Here is a 21,030-nt window from a genome sequence, read left to right as displayed (position 1 = left end):
AAACTAAAGTCCCCTCATCACCAACTAACCCACGTAAAAAACTTATTATAACAACAGGATTAACATCGAAAGATTTAAGCTCATCATAACTAGAATGCACTATTAATATATCTCCCTTTTTTATTCCTAGCGAAAGCAAATAATTTTTTAATAAAGAAAAATCGGCTTTTACCCGTATATTACTCTTTGTCGCATTTTTATCACCATTAAATAAACCTCTTTCTTTTACAAAGTAATAAATTCGCCTAATAAAAACTTCTAACCAGGGTGACTTCTCTAATATTACTTTAAGAATAGCCATATTAATAACGCCTTTTAAATATGTAAAAAACAAAATATAGGATAATGACATTAGCAAACATAAACGTAGAGAAAACAACATTAGAAAATCGTTCCTCCCAAGCATTCATAAACACAGGAAACAAGAGCATGCAGTATAAGGCAATACTAAAGTCATTTTTTCTGTTTATCTGAATGCTTTTGTATAGAACTCCATAAAAAACACCTAAGATAAAAAAGTAAATATAAGAACCAAATAGACTAAAGTCCGAAATAACCCTTCTTATAGCTGTGTAAACATTTGAAGAACGCCCGTTTTCAAATTCGGCAAAGCTAAGATTTGCCCTCATCCAATTTTCAACGAAACCAAACCTAAATAGAGTAGCTCTAAGCCCATAAAATGTTTCTGGACCAATCGGGCTACAGAATTTATTACATTCATCATCAAGATAAAGGTCTAATGCAAAATTTTGGTAGCCCGTATATCCAATCAGCATGTCAGCTATACTCAAGTCATTTGATTTAGAAGTGAAATAGCCTAAAGCGTAAAAAATAAGACAGGAAAACAAAAAGACTTTTACTGCTTTTTTTAAAATCACTTTAACTGCTTTTTTCCTCACACGCTCTGATTTGTATTGAAAAAAAGCCCACATTGCAAAGACATATATTAAAAAATAAATAAACCCTGTTCTAGCTGTTGATAAAAGCAATTGAATGCAAAACAAAGTTAATATCAAATAAAAAGCGAATCGAGAAGCCTTTCTTTTTAAGTGTTGGTCACCCCTTTTAAATATAAGCAGAAACACAATAAAATACGATATACACTTAGTTGTTAACAGCCCTAATTTAAGTGCCATAGAAAATGGAACACTTTCACAAGCAATAGGTTCAATGGTACAAATTCTAGATGCTGCAATCAGCTCCAAAGTCCCTCCATCTTTTGAGAACAAACGCCCTGATTCTAAAATATATTCATATTGACCAAGACATGTATAAAGAGCAACTACGACAATTAAATATAGGAATGATTGCGGAACATGATAATCTATATTCGTCTCTTTTGTGTTTATATTGCCGCACCTTGTTACTGACTTGCTTATAGAGTTAACAAAAACCTTTGCCAGCCCTTCTCCACAAAGGAAAAACATTATGCTAGTAACAATAACCAAGTATGTAACCATACTGATTGACATGTCGCTGATAATATTTACATATAAACTTGAAACGGACGTAATAAGGAAGCCTATAATTAACACAATACTTGGCGATAACACATCATACTTTGTAAGATACATCGCCATAACAAGCATGATAAATAAAGTGAAAACGAGTAAAACCAACATATAATCACATTCTTTGTCTAAGCTTGACATTTGCAATAAATAGCAAAGCAAACATATCAAAACCCACACGAGCTACCCATGAACACGCTGCGCCAATCAGGCCAAACTCGACTATAGAATAATACATAATCGGTAAATACAGTGTACACTCAAAGACATGAAGTTTAGCGGTTGTTTTGGAATCACCACAAGACTGAACAAGTGCGAACGGTACTCTTGCAACACAATTAAAATAAACACCTATCATTAAAACCAAGCCCACAAGATGAGCTTTTTCTGAGAATTCTTTATCTATCCATAATGATAGAAAATCCTTACTAAAGATGCCCATAAAAACACAAATAATAAGCATACCAATCATTACTAGTTTCAAAGTGCTATAATACAACTCTCTGAGTTCATTAAGATCTTGGCACCATAACTCTGAAAATTTTGGGAAAACAACAGAAGTAATAGCTGTTGGCAAAATGAACAGCCTAGAAAGTAAATCAAAAGGAACTGTATAAAATAAAACGTTCGAAGCTCCTACCTTTGCAGAAATAATAAATTTATCAAGCGCATCCATCATTGGGTTTACTACATTAGATAAGGTCATCCAAGAACCAAACCCCAACAAGACCTTCAATTCATCTTTTGAAAAATCGGTTTTCCTTTTGTATGCGGTATTTTTTACTACGCATCTATATGTAACAAATGCAATAACTAATCTTAATAGACAAAGTGATAAAGTAATAAAGACTAAGTTTGGTCCCGAAACAAGATACACAATTAAAGGTAAAATGAAATTCAACGCCCCATGAAACAAACGTATTACATTAATAACTTTAAAAAGACCATATGCCTCAAGAACACCTCTTAATCCATTAGAGCTAGTTGTAACAGGAGTGATTAACGCAACAAGTACCAAAGAATAAAATGCTGCCGTTTGATTATCTATTGTAATGCTTAGCCAACTACTGGACAAAACACCCGTTAGAGAAAGAAATACCGCTCCAATTACGACTCCAATTGTCGCAGTAAAGATAAGCCCTGTATAGATGGTACTTTCTAGACTTTCAAAGTCATTTTCACCAATCTTTGTTGCGACTCTTTGAGTTAGTGCCCGTCCTATACCTAAATCAAATATGCTTAGATAGCCAATAATGATCCATATTAAAGATAAAAGCCCAAATAATTCGTTCCCAATCCCTTTTATCAAAATGGGAATAGTTACGAGGCCAAGTAAAAGTGGTAATATTGAACCTGCTAAATTCCAGAGTGCATTTGTCCTAATCTTTAGGTTAATACTTTTCATCATTTAGCGATCTACCATGCTGGTCTTTTAGTGACAAAGTTGGAAATAAGTCTATAGGCCAGCTGATATTTATATCCGGATCGTTCCAGGCAATTGATACTTCGGACTGAGGATGGTAATAATTTGTACATTTATAAACAAATTCAGCTTCTTCACTCGTCACATAAAAGCCATGGGCAAAACCTTCAGGTATCCAAAGTTGGCGCTTGTTGTCAGCTGAAAGATATTCTCCGACCCATTGACCGAATGTTGATGAACCTTTTCGAATATCCACAGCAACATCATATACTTCACCAGAAACGACTCGAACTAACTTTCCTTGAGTATTTTCAGTTTGGTAATGTAAACCTCGTAAAATCCCTTTCTTGGATTTTGAATGGTTATCTTGCACAAACTGTGTAGGTTTTCCTGTCACTAATTCTTCGAATTTTTTTTGATTCCAGGTTTCCATAAAAAAACCGCGTTCGTCACCAAATACGCTTGGCTCTATAATTTTTACATCAGGAATACGGGTATCTATTACTTTCATTATCTTATCCTGTATATGCTTGAATATTATTTAATGCAGTCTTCCAGTTACTCGCTTCTATAGCGAATGCATTATTAATTTTTTCAGTACTGAGACGAGAGTTACTAGGACGCTTTGCTGGTGTTGGGTATTGCTCTGTAGTAATACTATTAAGACCTGGCTTTTTTTGAATTAGCCCTTGGCCGACTGCTGTATCAAAAATAGTTTCTGCAAACTCGTACCAGCTTACATGTGGTAAACCAGAAAAGTGATATATACCAAACTCAATAACATCACCTTGATCAATCCGTTTAGCGATTTGTATTAACGCGTTAGCAATATCACCTGCGTAGGTTGGTCCACCAAACTGATCGCCAACAATATTCAATGCATCACGAGTTGAACCTAAACGCAGCATTGTTTTTACAAAGTTGTTTCCTTTTTCACCAAACACCCAAGCGGTACGAAGAATGATATGTTTGTCGCACATTTCAGCTACTGCTGTTTCACCTGCAAGCTTACTTTTGCCATAAATCCCTTGTGGGTTTGTGATGTCACTTTCTACATACTCACCAACTTTATCCCCTTCAAAGACATAATCCGTTGATATATGTAATATTGCAGCCCCCACAACTTGCGCGGCTTTTGCAAGATATTTAGGTCCATCACGATTAATGGCATAAGAAAGCTCAACTTCTTCTTCTGCTCTATCAACAGCGGTATGTGCTGCGGCATTAATAATGATAGTAGGTTTAAACTCGGTAACCACTGCATTAACAACATCTTGATTAGTAATATCAAGGCTGTCTCTATCAAGCGCCAATACTGTTGCATTAGCGTCCTTAGCTAATTGATCCGTAAGGCTACAGCCTACTTGTCCATAACATCCTGTAATTAGTACTCGCATTAACTTACAGCCTTTTTTTGGTTTTCATTTACTAAACGAGTCAAATACTGACCGTATTCATTCTTCATCATCGGCTTGGCCAGCGTTAGCACCTGCTCATCGCTTAACCAACCATTACGCCATGCAATTTCTTCTAAACATGCAACTTTCAGTCCTTGAACATTTTCAATGGTTTGAACAAAAGAAGAGGCTTCATGAAGACTTTCATGAGTGCCTGTATCTAACCAAGCGAAGCCACGACCTAATAATTCGACGTTCAACAAGCCGTCATTAAGATACATTTCATTTAACGTGGTAATTTCAAGTTCACCTCGATGAGAAGGTTTTACTTGTTTTGCCATTTCAACAACACGGTTATCGTAGAAATAAAGACCGGTAACCGCATAGTTAGATTTTGGTGTTTCTGGCTTTTCTTCAATCGATATAGCTTTCATATCTTCATCAAATTCAACCACACCAAAGCGCTCAGGGTCTTTAACTTGATAACCGAAAACAGTTGCTCCAGACTCACGCGAAGCTGCGTTTCTCAGTGTATTTGAGAAAGATTGACCGTAAAAGATATTGTCGCCAAGGACCAAACAAACACTGTCATCACCAATAAACTCTTCACCAATGATGAAAGCTTGGGCTAAGCCGTCAGGACTTGGTTGAATCGCATACTCAAGATTAACTCCAAAATCAGCACCATCACCTAATAATCGCTTAAAGCCTGCGTTGTCTTCAGGAGTAGTGATGATTAAGATATCTTTAATGCCTGCAAGCATCAGAGTTGAAATAGGATAAAACACCATTGGCTTATCGTAGATTGGCAGTAGTTGCTTTGATACACCACGAGTTAATGGATATAAACGAGTGCCACTACCTCCGGCTAATACTATACCCTTCATTATACTTCTTCCCTTGATGTCGTTGCTTCTACACCTAGACGTTCACGCTGATAACTGCCATCTTGCACGTGTTGACACCACTCTTGATTGGTCAAATACCACTCAACCGTCTTTTTAAGACCTGTATCAAACGTTTCTACTGGCGTCCAGCTAAGCTCACGCTGCATTTTGCTAGAATCAATTGCGTAACGCCTGTCGTGCCCCGGCCTATCGGTAACATAAGTAATTTGTTCGCTATATTTAGTTTCTTTTGGCACTAAAATGTCTAAAATTGAGCAAATTGTTTGCACAACTTCTAGGTTTTGTTTTTCGTTATGACCACCAATGTTATAGGTTTCGCCAACAACACCTTCAGTAACAACTTTATAAAGTGCCCTTGCGTGATCTTCAACATATAGCCAATCTCGAATTTGATCGCCTTTACCGTAAATAGGTAATGGTTTTCCTTCTAATGCATTTAAAATAACCAGTGGGATCAATTTTTCAGGAAAGTGGTAAGGACCATAGTTATTTGAACAGTTTGTTACTATCGTTGGTAAGCCGTAGGTTCTTAGCCAAGCGCGAACAAGATGGTCTGAACTAGCCTTAGATGCAGAGTACGGACTTGATGGCTCGTATGATGTCGTTTCAGTAAATAACGGTAACTTTTTATTCGCTAAAGGCTTATTTTCCGCTGAAGGCTCTTTACCTGCTGAGGGCTCTGTTCCCCCCTCAATATCATCAGGGTGTGGTAAATCGCCATAGACTTCATCGGTTGATATGTGATGGAAACGAAATGCTTGCTTAGCATCTTCGGATAATGTGTTCCAATACGCTCTTGTCGCCTCAAGAAGCGTATAGGTGCCCACAATATTTGTTTGAATGAAATCTGCAGGGCCTGTGATAGAACGATCAACATGTGACTCTGCAGCTAAATGCATAACAGCATCAGGCTGACATTCAGCAAAGACTCTGTCTAATTCAGCACGGTCGCAAATATCAACTTGCTCGAAGACATATCGTTCACTAGACTCAATACTCGCTAACGATTCGAGGTTACCGGCGTAAGTTAATTTATCGACATTGGTAACACTATCTTGTGTATTATTAATGATATGACGCACTACCGCTGAGCCAATAAAACCTGCTCCCCCTGTAACTAAAATTTTCATTTTTATATTTCCAAGATGTATTACTTGTCTAAAACAAGTTTAATTTAAACGCTGTGAATTGAATAATCACACTTCTCAATCTCAACCTGTAGAACCAAACTGAGACACTTTTAATCCATTTTGAGACTGTCACTCTTATTTCTAAGTAAATGCTATCTCTTGTAAGCCTTGGGATTCGAGTTTTAAAGAAGACTCTAGAGCGCTTCGCTGCTAGAAACTATAAAAGAAAGAACCCTATGCTTCTTTTCTAACAAAATGCCTGATTAAAACAATCATCACAGCCAACATGCCGCCCAACATAGTACCAAGTACACATATCAATGCTCGTTTGGGGCCTGCTTTTTCTTCAGGAACTAACGCTGGGTCAATCGTTTTAAAAACATATTCATCTCGCACTTCAGCAAACATAATTGTCTTAGCCTGTTCTTCAATTAACTTATATAGAATCGAGCGAATATCGGCGACGTTTGTCAGTGCGATTTGTTTATTTAAGAATTCACTACTGCGAATGGCTTCGGCAACATCACGCTCTTTCATCACCTGGTTAATATCTTCAACTAACCAGGTTACCCATTGCTGGGCAATACTAGGTGATAGATGTTCAATAGATATTGTAACCATGCCAGTATCTTTGGAAGAGTTAACCTTAAAAACTTCACTAAACTCTTTATAAGCTTCTTGCATTGAGGGTTCTGGCTTAAACGGCGCTTTAACCTCACGCACCCAGATTTTAGTTTCGGGGATATATAGCTCGTCATCGTAGGAGATTGTGTTATGGGCCATGTTCCACTTATCTGCAGCCATCAAGTCTGGCAAAATGCTGTGTTTTTGAATAAACTGGCTCGCGAATTGGCGAGATTTGAGCACCTCTATCGCCATTTGCGTTTTATCAACGCCACCGCCCGCGCCTAAGTTAATGCCCGCCATACTGGCTAAGCCACCAAACTGGCTAGCTAATGCACTAAGTCCACCGCCTTGCTCTTCACTTGCAGGGGCAAGTAATGCTTCAGATTTATAGATGTTAGGCTGCATTAAAGCGAAGATCACAGAGCTAATTGCGAAGACTACTGTGATTGCGATGATGAGCCATTTTCCTTGCCAGATGACGGAGAAGAGTTCTCGAAGGTCGATTTCGTCGTCTTGCGGGCTATGAACGGAGTTCATATGTGGGAACTGTGCGTCAGTGTTGGTTTGTTGTATGTCTTTATTCATTATATTCTTCAGATTCTAGATTCTAGGACGCTTCGCGGATAGAGCGCTACGCTGCTATAAAGGCTGTTACTCAATGTTGTAATCAGCGTTTTCTTCTTTAATCTGTGATTCCTTATTTCTAATTAGAGAACCTATGATTTTTGCTAGCTCTTTAGCTTCTTTTATCATTTCCATTGAGCGTTCTTTATTTAAGTAACCAACCTCAATGCCTATATATAATTGTGTAACCAACTCGCCAAGTGAGCCTTTTGCATAATACAAAAAACGTACTTTCTCTTTGTTGGTTTCTCGCTCTTCACCTTCGGCTATATTCGAAGGAACTGATAAGCCCGAGCGTGTTATTTGATCTTTAAAGCCCCAATTTTGTACTGCTTCTGTCGCTTTATATATATCGCAAGACAGTCTTGAAGCTCTTTTCCAAACATCCAGTTGTTCGAATCTCATTAGCTACTCCTTAGCTTTGTAGCAGAGCGCTCCGCTTCTAGTTCGTGACTTTGTCACGGCGAGAGCGTCGCTACGCTCCTGCTAGATTCTATAAAAGCAAAAGATAGCACTGACGTAGTATATAACGCTGGCTCTTAAGCTTTTGCTTTTATAGCAGAGCGAAGCCCGTTCTAGCAGCTTAGCATTCTAGCATCTAGATTCTCGGCCGCCCTCTCTAGCAGCGTAGCGTTCTAGCCGTGAGCTTGCGAACGTTCTAGCAAGCCAACGGCGTTCTAAGACTAAAGATTTGCGACTGTGGCGAATGCGACTGCAGTGTTGTAGATGATGCTTGTGACTTGCGTCCAAAGAGTTAAGTTGTCTTTGTACTCGGTATCAAGCGGTACAATGATGGTGTCACCTGGTTGTAGGCTGGTTTCACTGCTAAACCACATTGAACGGCTTGGAAGCATTACAGAGCCATCAGCTTTGATAACATAGGTTCTATCGTCATCGGCACGTTCACGTACACCACCAGACATCGCAAGGTACTGCTCGACAGTTTGGCCCTCTTTAAAGCGATGAGTTGCTGCATGTTGAACTTCACCCATTACTGCAATCGTTTGCTTAGTTGATGGAATATAAAGTACGTCTTTATCCTCTAACTGAAGATCCGCTTGCTTTATACCCACCGAGATTGCAGATAGATCGACGACTAAACGACCAACTGCTTTGATGGTTTCCAAATCAGTTAGCATCATTTGCGCATCTGAGTAATTAACTACATTACCGTCTTTCGATACGCCACGAGTTGCAATATCCCTGCGCAGTTGGTCCGCAAGCTTTTTGATTTCTAACTGCTCTTGCTGACGTACTGATTCACGCACAAATACAGAAGAAGGCAAATATGCATATTCTGTAAACCCGCCGGCGCGCTGTAATACATCAGCAAGGGTTTCACCACGTCGAATGTTGTAAGTACCAGGGAATTTAACCTCACCGCGGATCTCAACTGACTTATTATCTTGCCAATCAGGCGTTGTCATTACAGTTAAGATATCACGACCTTTTAAAGCGATATTTTGCGTTGCATCACCTTGAAGGGCAGACTCTAAAGCAATGTTCGTATGCTTAATTGCTGAACCATCCGCTGTTGTATACGTACTTGTTAGTTCTGCACGTAGTGTATATGCGCCCTCTTCTAGACCGCCTGCGGCCATAACCAAGTCTTTAATGCGCGCATTTACAGATAATGGATAGATGCCAGGGTTGTTCACTCGCCCGTTGATAGCAACAGCTTGAACGCCCTTACCAGCACGCCCTTGGCTGTTAAGCTTCATCACTACAGGGTAAAGCAATTCACCGCGGTTCATTTCGCCGCTGAGCTTTATTAAATCGCTGTCTTCAAAAAGGTTAACCAACATCTTGTTGACTTCACCTTTTATCGCTTTGGCTGTTGGGTCCTGTTCTTGAACTTGGCTATTAATGGCTACGCCACCAAGCTCAGAACGGTCAGCAAATTTTTGTTGGTTTAACTGTGAGAAACCTGCGCTAAATAGGTCATTACCAATTAATGAGTTACCAGCAAGTGATTGAACCTTTTTAACTCGTTCTTTTACCAGTTTGTTTAGCTCGTAACGGCTTTGTGTTAGATCGCTAAAGTTAAAGAAGATCACTTTATCGCGCGCTTGCAGCGATAAGTCTTGTGAAGCAACTTTGCCGTTAATCGCCTGAACTGGAGAGAATTGATAAACCTGAATGTCACCTTGCTTATTGATTTCACGTACGATGATTGCGTATTCAAGATCAGCAGAAACAGATAGGTCGCCCCAGATAGACGGTACTAGGTCACTGACTTTTTGACCTTGATACCACTGATATTTACCTGGGCGTACTACTGCGCCTACAACGGTAATGGCATCTTCATATTGTGTGGTAGCGCTTTTAACGCGGATAACGTCACCGGCAACCGCTTTAGTTGCTTTGCCTTTAGCTGATGTTAAATCGACATTCAAAATTGATTTTAGGCTGTTTGCATTGAAACGCTCAACGCTACTGCGTTTTGGATAAGCACCAGGTTTTAACCCTGCTGCCATCTCGATCACTTCAGCCATGGTTTCATGCTTTTTAAGCTCATAGATAGCTGGGCGGCGCACTTCACCCGTTACACTAACTAAGCCGCCAACTGATGGAATAAATACTACATCGCCAGAGCGTAGGCTTATATCACCCGATGCATCGCCACGAAGCAGCAGGTCATATAGATCCATGCTACCTACAAGCTTGCCGTTGCGCTTTACTTGAATATTACGTAGTGAGCCGATTTCATTTACGCCGCCGGCCACAAATAGAGCCTGAGTAATAGTAGAAAGACTTGAAACCGTGTAAGAACCTGGGTTGTAAGCATCGCCCGCGACAAAAATGCGAATCGAGCGTAACTCGCCCATGGTGATATTTGACTGAATACCAATCATCTGTTGGCTGATACGCTCAGATAAGGTTTCACGCAACTCACTGAAGGTTAACCCAGCGACGGTAATAGGACCAAGTTCAGGGAACTGAATAACACCTTCACGATTGATGACAAGGTCATACTCTTTATTGTCTTTACCATAAAGCTGCACTTTAATGTTGTCACCGGGACCCACTAAATATTCACTCGGTACGGGCACATCTGATACCGGTGCAAAAGTGGTTGGCTCACCAGCAAACATATCATAGCCAAAGCGCTGAAGTTCTTGCTTGTTATTGTCTTGCTCGAAGTTCAGCTCATTGTTGGCGTTAGAGGACTGATCGACAACAGCATTAGTATTAACACGCTCATTTACCACTTGAGGGTTTTCAAGTTGCGGCTGAGCGTTGCTTCCGCCTAGCATCGATGGGTCGATACCATACTGCTTTGCTAAGCGTTGCTGCTCAGATGCTGGAAGATTTTTAAATTGCTCTATCATTTGCGGAGAAGGCGTAATTGCGCTCGCCTGCCCTGACAGTAGTATCAGCGCTGACATGCCAGCTATGATGAGGTTTTTAGTCTTGTTAAGCACCAGTGATCTCCGAGAGAGGGTTAAAAATAGGTTAAAAGCTGAGACGGTAAAAACAAAGAAGGACGCTACGCTGCTAGGACGTGACTGTTATTTCAACTGAATGTCACTTCGAGAGCGTCGCGTTGCTCCTTCTAGAATCTATAAAAATTAGGTTCTAGCAAAGCATAAAATCAATATCAAAGGCCAAGTGGTGTTTCTGTTGATTTTTCCTTTGATTTTCCTAGTAGGACGAAGTCCGTCCTCGAAGTGACGAAGTCACGCCCTAGCAGCGCAGCGTCCTTCTTCGCTTTCAGGCACGCTACCGACCCGCGTGGCGGCCAGAGGCCTTCGGCTAGCGCTTAACGAATGAAACTTTTCATTCGATGCCCTGCGGGCACGCTACCGCCCATGGATTGCGGCTTCCAAATTGCCCATCCGCAATGCGGACTTGTCTGATTTTGCGTTATTTTTTCAAATTAACTTAAGGTAAATTCAGCAGCGGACTGTAACAGTTGCCCCTGAGTTCTACATTAAACCAACTCAATCTTGCTTGTTTCTTGCGCTTTTTTGCCCTGTTATCTATACCTGTATCAAGGGCATTCTGTTACTGACTGCGTAACAATCACGTTTATTACGGACAATCAGTTTCAGCTTTTAGTCAAAGCTTTGTGCTCCACTTAGCCTCACTTGCCGTAACTTGCTGTAACTTTTTTTGTAAAACAACGCAGCTGGTTACATTTAACCGTCGGCTAAGGTTTCCATATAAAGTTGCTATATAAAATGACTTTTAAAGCCCTCTTATAGAGCAGCGCGGAATTATACACTAACTCATCCATTTGAGCAGTAACTCTATGGCTGCTTATGGTTCAGATGGCGATAGTTTGTGCACACACCAGTTATGTAAAAACACTGTTTTTGCAGCATAAGTCAATGCTACCTTTGGTTACCATATTCCCGCATTTTTGCTTTACTCAAAATCGCTTTTTACCGCGATATCACACACTACTAAGCGCCTTAACGATGAGACATTTGTCACGCAAATATTAAATTATTCGACTTACATTCCAAGCAGGTCAGTGTTCAACTATCACTTAGTTACTTTTTATAAAAGTTAACACCTATGGCGAATGTCTTACACGGAAAATACGAATAAGCTTACTTTACTCTTTTGACTTGGGCACCTTTAGGTCATCAAACCTCAATCGAAGTTATCAACGCATTAAACATTAATATCAATATCATACACTGTTAATGTTAGTCATTTTGCTTATACGAACTTCAGCAACCCAAGCGGCATACTTAGCCTTGAGTTGTTTAGATACATCTCTTGATTGATTTTATCTGGTGTTAGAAGTTATCTCTTCAACTGGCACATATCTGCCAACAGTTTGCAGAAACTACATTAATCACGAACATAAGAGGTGAGCACTACCTAACCTCCATATTTGTATTCGTAAAGTGCAAGTTAAACATTCCCAGTTCTACACTATAACTAGTGATATACCACCCCAAGCTGTAAAGCGGTAACTTATTGGGAAGTTGATATTCACCAACTGACAAATGACCAATTCGAACAAGCTCTGCAAGCGGACTATAATTTGCTGAGCCTTTCATCACGCCCCCGTTTGCTATCTCTACAAGTCTATTGCTGTAAGCATCGCCTGACGAACCGCAAACCATTGTCGAGCCGTGGGCATTATAAAAACGTATTCCAACATCCTCTATGTCAGGTAGTAAACAAACTGTAGGGTCATTGCCCCACGCTGGTAAGTTAGTCGTATCTAAGCCCAGATACCAATTCCCGGTATTCGGAAAAGCTGGATATAAAAAATCTTGGCCACAGTGAAAATCCCAAGTCCCGTTAACCATTTCGATAGTTGTAAGCACATCGCCCACAGCGGTTGTACTTGAAACCTTGTTATTTTCAACCTTTCCTACAAGTGTGTATTCACCATTTGGACTACTCGAAGTGCAGCGGTATACCCCCATTCTTCCGGGGCTTGAAGGCTCTGCGTTCGCCAGCATGCTGGCGTACAATTGACTCACAATAAATACTAATACAAGGCATAAACATGCACTTGCTATCCCTAGTCGTATTACAAATTTCTTAATGGCTTGCATAGTCCCTATTCCATGGAAGCTAACTCATACCTCCACAAAACATAACTTCTTTACTTCGACCACTTAAATGAAAAGCCATTAAAAATTATTAAGTGCTACAAAACCTATTCAAAAAAATATTAAATTTATAAACAACATCTAATAATAGAAAAACTTATCTTAATAACGAGTTGTTGAGCAGACTCAAACATATTAGCCTTTATAGAATCTAGTGGCCTTTATAGGCCAGCTCTCGAAGATAAATGCTGAATACATATTAGAGATATTAACTTTCAACCTTAAGCTTTTTGCTACTCAACTCCTTACACCAATCAATATCAGGGACGGCTTTACTCAGAGCGTTAGCCTTATATATTAGCCATTGAGCATTAAAATGAGGTCTAATCGTGTTTTTTTACAGATTTGATTGTGTTTCGGTCTACAAGCACTCGTTGTTGTTTTCCCATTAACTCAAACAACACAAAACAGCGTTTTTCGCCATTGGCCTCATCAAAAATCCCTTCCAGCTCAGCAAAGGGGCCTTCGGTAAAGCACACTTTATCTCCTGATTCCATCGCAGGTAATGCTTGAGACTCTTCCGGCATTAATGTTGAGAGTAACTTATGCTCACGCATTTTAATTGCATGAATAACGCTATCATCGATAGGCGTCATAAGCTCTTTACAGCCAACAATCCTGATAACGCCGCGGGTATTATGTATTTTGGCAACACTGGTAACTTCAGGATCGAAGTTAATAAACAGGTAACTGGGGAACAGCGATACTCGCCGTACGGTTACTTGTCCTTTTACTAACTTCTCTTCTGGATAGGTGGGCAGATAAGTATCAATTTGCTGAAGAGCCAGATTTTGCTGTGCTCGGGCCTCGCCACGAGATTTGCAATATAATAGATACCAAGCCTTCATTTAATTCTCTCACCTTTGATTCACTACAGCGCTTTTACAAGCGGTGACGTCCCATTCACGGTCAACGATACTAACAAAGATGCCCCCCCTATTGGAAGTCAAACACCAATCAAAGATAACCTACCGCTCACTTTTCCGCTCTCCTACCTGTATCAGCTTTCGATAGGTCAATATGTGGGCAGTTACATTTTCAAAATTGACTTTTACCGCTTATAAAGGGTATATAAGGTAGGCTTTATCGCATTTGGCGCTATTTTCAACGTCAAATAATAAAAATTAGAATACAAGCCCACAATAAAACAGCGAAATTCGCTACAGATACAGCAAAAAGTTAACACTCTCAACTGCATCTGTTCTTGGATAGCTGGAATAATTTAAGCAAATCAAATTTCTGTAGTGAAATTTTGGCTACAGGCAATCACAAGCGAAGGTGGAAGAATACATGAGCGCAGCAAAACCCCAGGGGACGATGCTCGGGCATCCTAAGGGACTGTTCCTGTTGTTTACAACAGAATTATGGGAACGTTTCAGTTACTACGCAATGCGTGCGATTTTGGTTTTATACCTAGTTGATGCAGTGCAATCTCAAGGTGGTCATGGATTGGGCTGGACTCAAGCCGACGCACTTTCTCTATATGGTACCTTTACCGGATTAGTCTATTTAACACCACTCATCGGTGGTTGGTTAGCAGATACTTACCTAGGTCAGCGTAAAGCGATTATTATCGGCGGCGCATTAATGGCTGCGGGCCAATTTATTCTGGGTACACCCCATGCATGGGTTCAAGGCATGGAAACCGAAGTGTTTTATATCGGTTTAGGCGTGCTTATTCTTGGTAACGGTCTATTCAAGCCAAACATCTCTACCATGGTTGGTGACCTTTATGAAGAAGGCGATCACCGCCGTGATGGTGCATTCACCATCTTCTATATGGGTATCAACGTTGGTGCTTTCCTTTCTGGTATTATTGTAGGTTCTGTCGTTGCTTACTTCGACGGTAACTTCCAAGCTGGCTTTATCTGTGCTGGTATCGGTATGGTACTTTCACTGATTATTCAGTTTGTCTTCGCTCAAAAGCTACTTGGCGACATCGGTCGTACTCCTGCTGCACAGCTTGAAAAAGAGAAAGCGGCAGAGAAAGGTGAAGTACGTAAAGAGCCACTTACTAAGATTGAACGCGACCGCATCAAAGTAATTATGATCATGGGTCTGTTCACTATCATCTTCTGGGCTGGCTTTGAACAAGCTGGCGGCTTGATGAACCTTTTCACCAACGACTTTACTGACCGTATGATTGGCGGCTGGGAAGTGCCAACTACTTGGTTCCAGTCTCTTAACGCTATGTTTATCGTTATCTTCGCACCAGTAGTTGCTTCTATCTGGATCCGCTTAGGTAAGAATGAGCCAAACTCGCCAGTAAAATTTGCCTTAGGTCTAATCCTACTTGGTATTGGTTTCCTATTCATGATCGGTGCAGTTTTAGAGATGGGCGGTGACGCTAACGCTAAATCAAGCATGTGGTGGTTAGTAGGTGCATACTTCTTCCATACTATGGGTGAGCTATGTTTATCTCCAATCGGCCTATCTATGGTGACTAAGCTTGCTCCACTGCGTATTGCCTCTCTAATGATGGGTGCATGGTTCCTATTTGTTGCTGCGGCTAACAAGATTGGCGGTATCGTTGGTTCGTTCATCGGTCACGGCGGAGAGAAAGAAGAGCAACTAGCTAACGCTATGTCTATCTTCGCTGGTATCGCTATCACAGCTGCTGTGTCTGGTATCATTCTGTACTTCATGGCTGACAAGCTAGTTGACTGGATGCACGGTGCTGAAGACAGCACTCACCACACTGAAGAAGAAGCTCTAGAAGAAGAAATAGCTGTAACTGCAGAGCATGAGGCTATTAGAAGATAGGTTCTAGGTTCTAGGTTCTAGGTTCTAGGTTCTAGGTTCTAGGTTCTAGGTTCTAGGTTCTAGGTTCTAGGTTCTAGGTTCTAGCAAAAAAATAAAAATGCTTCGTAGTAATACGAAGCATTTTTTGTTTATGGCATCGTTAGTTTATACAGAATCTTTTCTTATCAAAATTAATGCCGCTAGCATTGATGATATTTGCTTGGCTTCATCTATCAAAACTAAAGCTTTTTTCTTATCCACTAATCCTACCTCTATTGCTATGTATAGTTGAGTAACTAACTCAGCCGCGGATCCCTTGGAATAATACATAAAGCGTGCAGACTCTTTGTCTGTTTGCCTTTCTTCACCTTCTGCAATATTTGAAGGGATCGAAATGGCTGCTCTTGTTACTTGATCTTTAAATCCGAAATCATTACAGCTTTTAAATAAATGGTAAATATTGCAGCTAAGCCTCGATGCCCTCTTCCAAACATCCAAGTTTTCAAAATTCAGTGTTTTCATGTATTCATCCTTGAATAAACAAAGTCATTACTCATTATAGTTAATGTTCACACTTTGTTTTAACGCACTTCCTAGGACCTATCACCTGTTTTTTCTAGTGCCTATTTCAATGACAACTGCATATACCCGCCGGGTGTAGAGTCTGGGTCATAAACTAAGCCATGAAACTGGTCTTTAACAAGCTGCTGCTTATGTTCATTAACCAAGGTTGAGATGCATAATTTTTCACCGAGTTGTAAGGTTCTAAACTGCAAACTCGGCTTGCTCCAATCTGCCATGCCTAGCTGCAGAGAACTGGAAAGAGCAATAGGAGACAAGCCTTCACTATTTTTTAGATAACAACGAAACTCGCTTCCTGCCTGCGCAATTGCAGCTCTATAATGGGTTAACTCGACCACGATATAGGTCATATCTGCAACAATACCTAGCCCAGATTTACTCATACGATCATTAAGGTAAACCAACATATTATATGGTTCGGTGATTGCCTGAGATATCCCATTTCGATAACGTTTGAGCTTGTGATTAACGAAGCTCTTTAATAACACCGACGCAAAAGCCGCACGGTTATCGTGGGGATGAAAGTGTGCCATATACATCATCACATGATTTTCATCTATCATGGCGGTATCAATGAAGTGGGCACTCACCTCGTCGGTATTAAATAGGCTATAGTCGATAACGACACCGTTATACTCAATACAACTTGGCGGAAATAGCTGTTGTTGAACACTCTTGGCCGCTTCACCGCATTGCTCTAACAGCGCAAGGTTCTCATTAAGCTCTAGATAAGATAACGACTCCTGTTCGTCTAAGTTCAAAGAGTTCTCTAGAGAGTCATTTAAGCTTTCTCGGATTGCATTTTCGATTAGGTAGAGATCGGTTACAGGCTTAACCAGATAATCACAGGCGCCATGGCGTAATGCTTCAATCACATCAGCCATAGCTTGATTACCGGAAATGATGATGGAGGGGGTCCCTGGACGAAATTGATTCATCGCCTTAAGCATATCTAAACCTCCCAGCTTAGGCATGCTCAAGTCGGCGATCACAAGATCAAAACGTTCTGCTTTAAAGCTGTTCAGTCCCTGTTCGCCGTCATCTGCCTCAACAACCTTTGCACCGCGACTGGTAAGGTAAGACGTAACTAATTTGCGAAATACGGGATCGTCTTCCACAAATAGTATGGTTAATTCATTTAGCGCCATAAGCTGCCCTTTGACAACAGCGTAAACAAACATCCTTGTTACTTCTGTTTACGCTCTAAGCGGAGCTCTTATTCTTATCTGTCCACTTAATCAATGCTACTCTAATTCCTGCATGTACTCATCAAGCAACTCATCATCGTCATCACGTTGAGGAATGTCTCCATCATATACCTTGTAGTCCATATGCTGAAAGTATGCATCCTTCACAAAAGTATATGGGTCAAGCGCATTATCAACCAATCGTTCCTGATCGATTGCAGCTGCTCGACTATGCAAGTTCTTAAGACCCCATTTTAAAACTGTCTGCCAGAAAGTCAGTTCAGACAGAGGGAAGTATAGATCATCAACCCAATCAGATGCGAGTTCACGAGTAACATAGGGACCGAAAAATGGTGCCATAAAGTAAGGGCCATTTGGCACACCGTAATAGCCAAGCACTTCGTTGAACGCATCTTGCTTGCGCTCCATCCCCATCATCTCGGCTACATCAATCACCCCGAGTAAGCCAAGTGTGGTGTTGACCGTAAACCGTCCGCCAGCATTGGCAGCCCAGCCCCATTTTCCTTGCAACGTATTGTTTACTAGGCTTGATGGCTCTTCAAGATTGAGCACAAAGTTATTAATGCCACTTTTAACAGGATGTGGAATGTAGTCATTGTAACCATGAGCAACTGGACGATAGAAATACCGATCCAGAAATAAGTAGTTAAAATCCCACATCGCACGGTTAAAGCCCTCAATAGGATCACGGGGATCGTTATAGGTTACCGTTATTTGTTGTTCACCATCCGTAGTCGTATCTTCTGCTGCTTCAATTGAAGGCATTCCAAATATCGCCAGAGAAAGCACAATCCATTTAAACTTCATAATTGTCTCTTTGAAAAAGGTATTACTCTATTACTTATAAACACTTAACCTTCCTTGATTAACCGCTGTTGCTAAAACCAACTCTCGCTAGAACAAGTTCAAGATTGCTCCAACTTTAGGTAATTATCAACTTGTTTATCTTGCAAAAAACCATTCGATTCAATGCTATGGATAAACGTAGGCATATAAATCTTTATTCACGCTAAAGTCATACACTCCCGCTGTCGATACAGTAGATATGACCGTAGATTTAACCAAAAAACAACACTCTTAGCTAAATATATGAATTTTTATGTGAAGGATGGCTTAGGATACTGTGTTGTCACACAAGATCAATTTTAAATTTGTTAAGAAGTATATAAGTTTAGTCGTTTAAACCATTTAACAGTCACACTTAACAGTCATACATTGCAGCCAAAAATAAAGAGTTAAAATTTGGAACCTTTAACTAGCCAAAACATAATAAAGCCGCCCCTTAAAGAGACCAGCCTCTCTTCAGGAAAAAGTGCTAATGCACTCGTGCCGATTTCTGTTATTGCCACTAAAGATGGTGTAAAGCTTAGCCTTTCTGGTAAGCAGTACGGCATAAAAAGCGCTGTACCACTGCCTTTAACACAGCTTGTTAAAGCCCAAGGTTTCCTGTTAAATATAGTTCAAATTAATAGCACTATTGCACAAAGCACTTTAATTGCTCTCGGCTCCTCCTATAACCAAGCCTTACCGCAAGCATTACTTTCGGTAATTAGTCGTCACCCAAATCAAGAAAAAAAGCTACAACAGCTAGCAAGGCGCAAAGAAGGTTATCCACTGCCAAACGCCACTATTGATGCCAATAAAATCCAGTTCGACAATACGCCGGCAATAAGGCTCGAGCAATCTAACTCGCTTGCAAAAGGTGAGTATGCTGCCTGTATAAAGGCTCAAGGTGATAAACTACAACTTTGCCTCTCACCGATCCAATTTAAGGCGCAAATATCATTAACTGACTTAGATACGGGAGCAGTGGCTCTGCAAGCAGCTGAAGCAGCTTCGCCCGAAGATGAACAGCGTCAACCTAAGATAGAGGTTAACGCTGAGTATCAAACGTTTTTAAATCGTTTAGGAGCGGTATCGACAGCGCACATTTCAAAGAATGGCGAACTCCCTAATGGATCTCAAGCAACTCCCTCTCCAATTGAAAGTCCAGAGAGGAGAACTGAGGTAAACAGGCATTATCTTGCCGGAGCATTACGTAAAGCGGGGGGATTGCCAACAAGCTTCGCTAAAAAAGCCCCTGCCGAAGAAAGCTTAGCGACGGCGCTACAGCGACTCCTACCCAACCTGATGCCTGAACCTTTAGCCGAGCTAACTCAGCCTCAGCGATTAAAACAGGCGATAGAAGCCATGTTACAGCTATCCATTTCATCATCAATTGGAATATCAAACGCCGCGCATACGCATATTGACATCATTCAGCTGTTATTTCTGCAGCTATTAGGCCGAAATAGCACTAAAACAGTGACGCCAGAGTTGGCTAGCAGGCTAAAAAGCCTGCAACAACAGCTTGGATTACCCGAGCAGATAATGAAGTTACTCGAGGGCTCGGCCAGTCTATCGTCTCTTTGCAAACTCATAAATAACTTAAATTTATATCAACAAGCTTGCAGTAAAAACGAGCAAACCACGGATTACTTCTTTGCCCTTCCCTACTCAATTAATCACTATCAAGAGCAAGTAGAAGGCCATATACAAAAACAATCTTCTAGTAGTGAATACAAATCGAGTTACTGGAACCTAAGATTAAAGTTCAATTTGGCCAGTGGTGCAGTTTTAGTGACGGCTAAGATGCAACAGCATGCTAAGTCACGGTCTAGCTATCCGCAAACTGACTCACTCACTCTTAAACTTTCAAGCAATAATGAGTCACTGCTCAATAAAATTAAGCTTTTACAGCCTGCCCTGACTCAAAAAATTGAAGCCATTGGCTTTTCAGCAGTATCAATTAATACCGAACTAGAGAGTATTCCTGCGAGCCTGCTGCCCGGAGAGCATTATCTGGTAAAAGTTGAGGTTTAATTCTGTATTCGCCGTTACAGCCAAGAGAGTTACCCAAAGAGAAAGCCAATGCCTGATGAAGAAAAACGAAGTAAAGCGGTCGCGATAAGTTACCAACAAGGTCATGCGCCTAAGATCACCGCAAAAGGCGAAGCAGCACTAGCAGATGAAATCATAGCCTTGGCGCAGGAGTCCGGGGTTTATATTCATCAAGATAAACACCTGTGTGACTTTTTACAGCGACTTGAGATTGGCGATGAGATCCCTAAAGAGCTTTACCTGCTCATTGCAGAGCTAATTGCTTTTGTTTATGTACTCGATGGTAAGTTTCCTGAGAAGTGGAACAATATGCATCAGAAGATTATGGAAGAGGTTTAGAGCTGAGAAGGACGCTACGCTGCTAGGACGTGACTGCGTCACTTCGAGGGCGTCGCGTTGCGACTTCTAGGGGCTAG

Annotated in this window: 18 protein-coding genes; 3 read left to right on the top strand and 15 right to left on the bottom strand. The window is 40.8% G+C overall.

What is annotated here, in order from left to right:
• The 12 genes from K5Q92_RS09875 to rfaH all read right to left on the bottom strand — a co-directional run.
• Positions 1 to 301: AAC(3) family N-acetyltransferase (locus K5Q92_RS09875; RefSeq protein WP_220768832.1), on the bottom strand; the 301-nt coding region annotated here is incomplete at its 3' end.
• 1 nt (position 302) lies between these two features.
• Positions 303 to 1,622, bottom strand: a complete 1,320-nt coding sequence (locus K5Q92_RS09870; protein WP_220768831.1) for an O-antigen polymerase — start codon at positions 1,620 to 1,622, stop codon at positions 303 to 305.
• A 4-nt stretch (positions 1,623 to 1,626) separates the two neighbouring features.
• Positions 1,627 to 2,919, bottom strand: coding sequence for a flippase (locus K5Q92_RS09865; protein ID WP_220768830.1), 1,293 nt, complete (start codon positions 2,917 to 2,919; stop codon positions 1,627 to 1,629).
• Positions 2,903 to 3,445, bottom strand: a complete 543-nt coding sequence (gene rfbC, locus K5Q92_RS09860) for a dTDP-4-dehydrorhamnose 3,5-epimerase (protein WP_220768829.1) — start codon at positions 3,443 to 3,445, stop codon at positions 2,903 to 2,905. Before rfbC ends, K5Q92_RS09865 begins: the two co-directional genes overlap by 17 nt.
• 4 nt (positions 3,446 to 3,449) lie before the next feature.
• On the bottom strand, positions 3,450 to 4,331 hold the full coding sequence (gene rfbD / locus K5Q92_RS09855) for a dTDP-4-dehydrorhamnose reductase (RefSeq protein ID WP_220768828.1): 882 nt from the start codon (positions 4,329 to 4,331) through the stop codon (positions 3,450 to 3,452).
• On the bottom strand, positions 4,331 to 5,218 hold the full coding sequence (rfbA, locus tag K5Q92_RS09850) for a glucose-1-phosphate thymidylyltransferase RfbA (RefSeq protein ID WP_071477458.1): 888 nt from the start codon (positions 5,216 to 5,218) through the stop codon (positions 4,331 to 4,333). Before rfbA ends, rfbD begins: the two co-directional genes overlap by 1 nt.
• Positions 5,218 to 6,369 (bottom strand): dTDP-glucose 4,6-dehydratase, encoded by a 1,152-nt coding sequence (locus K5Q92_RS09845; RefSeq protein ID WP_220768827.1) that lies wholly within the window; start codon positions 6,367 to 6,369, stop codon positions 5,218 to 5,220. Before K5Q92_RS09845 ends, rfbA begins: the two co-directional genes overlap by 1 nt.
• Positions 6,370 to 6,603: 234 nt before the next feature.
• Positions 6,604 to 7,581 (bottom strand): Wzz/FepE/Etk N-terminal domain-containing protein, encoded by a 978-nt coding sequence (locus K5Q92_RS09840; RefSeq protein ID WP_220768826.1) that lies wholly within the window; start codon positions 7,579 to 7,581, stop codon positions 6,604 to 6,606.
• Between the two features lie 66 nt (positions 7,582 to 7,647).
• A complete protein-coding gene (locus K5Q92_RS09835) occupies positions 7,648 to 8,025 on the bottom strand; it encodes a four helix bundle protein (protein ID WP_220768825.1) in 378 nt (125 codons plus the stop codon).
• A gap of 278 nt (positions 8,026 to 8,303) precedes the next feature.
• Positions 8,304 to 11,045 (bottom strand): SLBB domain-containing protein, encoded by a 2,742-nt coding sequence (locus K5Q92_RS09830; protein ID WP_220768824.1) that lies wholly within the window; start codon positions 11,043 to 11,045, stop codon positions 8,304 to 8,306.
• A gap of 1,407 nt (positions 11,046 to 12,452) precedes the next feature.
• Entirely contained in the window at positions 12,453 to 13,145 is a 693-nt protein-coding gene (locus K5Q92_RS09825; protein ID WP_220768823.1) for a hypothetical protein, read from the bottom strand.
• A gap of 380 nt (positions 13,146 to 13,525) precedes the next feature.
• The gene (gene rfaH, locus K5Q92_RS09820; protein WP_220768822.1) at positions 13,526 to 14,050 is read right to left on the bottom strand and encodes a transcription/translation regulatory transformer protein RfaH; all 525 of its coding nucleotides are present in this window, start codon (positions 14,048 to 14,050) and stop codon (positions 13,526 to 13,528) included.
• Positions 14,051 to 14,492: 442 nt separating this feature from the next.
• Here rfaH and K5Q92_RS09815 point away from each other — a divergent pair, with 442 nt between their 5' ends.
• On the top strand, positions 14,493 to 15,965 hold the full coding sequence (locus tag K5Q92_RS09815) for a peptide MFS transporter (RefSeq protein WP_220768821.1): 1,473 nt from the start codon (positions 14,493 to 14,495) through the stop codon (positions 15,963 to 15,965).
• Positions 15,966 to 16,109: 144 nt separating this feature from the next.
• On the opposite strand, the gene K5Q92_RS09810 is transcribed toward K5Q92_RS09815, so the two are convergent.
• From K5Q92_RS09810 to K5Q92_RS09800, 3 genes are all read right to left on the bottom strand, one after another.
• Complete coding sequence (locus tag K5Q92_RS09810) at positions 16,110 to 16,457, bottom strand: four helix bundle protein (RefSeq protein ID WP_259649540.1); 348 nt, start codon at positions 16,455 to 16,457, stop codon at positions 16,110 to 16,112.
• A gap of 110 nt (positions 16,458 to 16,567) precedes the next feature.
• Positions 16,568 to 17,674, bottom strand: a complete 1,107-nt coding sequence (locus K5Q92_RS09805; protein ID WP_220768819.1) for a response regulator — start codon at positions 17,672 to 17,674, stop codon at positions 16,568 to 16,570.
• A gap of 96 nt (positions 17,675 to 17,770) precedes the next feature.
• Entirely contained in the window at positions 17,771 to 18,541 is a 771-nt protein-coding gene (locus tag K5Q92_RS09800; protein ID WP_220768818.1) for a VacJ family lipoprotein, read from the bottom strand.
• A gap of 435 nt (positions 18,542 to 18,976) precedes the next feature.
• On the opposite strand from K5Q92_RS09800, the gene K5Q92_RS09795 reads away from it, so the two are divergent.
• Together K5Q92_RS09795 and K5Q92_RS09790 are read left to right on the top strand one after the other, a co-directional pair.
• A complete protein-coding gene (locus K5Q92_RS09795; RefSeq protein WP_259649538.1) occupies positions 18,977 to 20,596 on the top strand; it encodes a hypothetical protein in 1,620 nt (539 codons plus the stop codon).
• A 48-nt stretch (positions 20,597 to 20,644) separates the two neighbouring features.
• Positions 20,645 to 20,953 carry an EscU/YscU/HrcU family type III secretion system export apparatus switch protein gene (locus K5Q92_RS09790; protein ID WP_220768817.1) on the top strand — a complete coding sequence of 103 codons (309 nt, stop codon included), beginning with the start codon at positions 20,645 to 20,647 and terminating at the stop codon, positions 20,951 to 20,953.
• The last annotated feature ends 77 nt before the right edge of the window (positions 20,954 to 21,030 follow it).

The organism is Shewanella sp. MBTL60-007, from assembly GCF_019654915.1.
Classification (GTDB): Bacteria; Pseudomonadota; Gammaproteobacteria; order Enterobacterales; family Shewanellaceae; genus Shewanella.
Note: the sequence above shows the minus strand (reverse complement) of the source record. Positions and strands in the feature narration are given on the sequence as shown.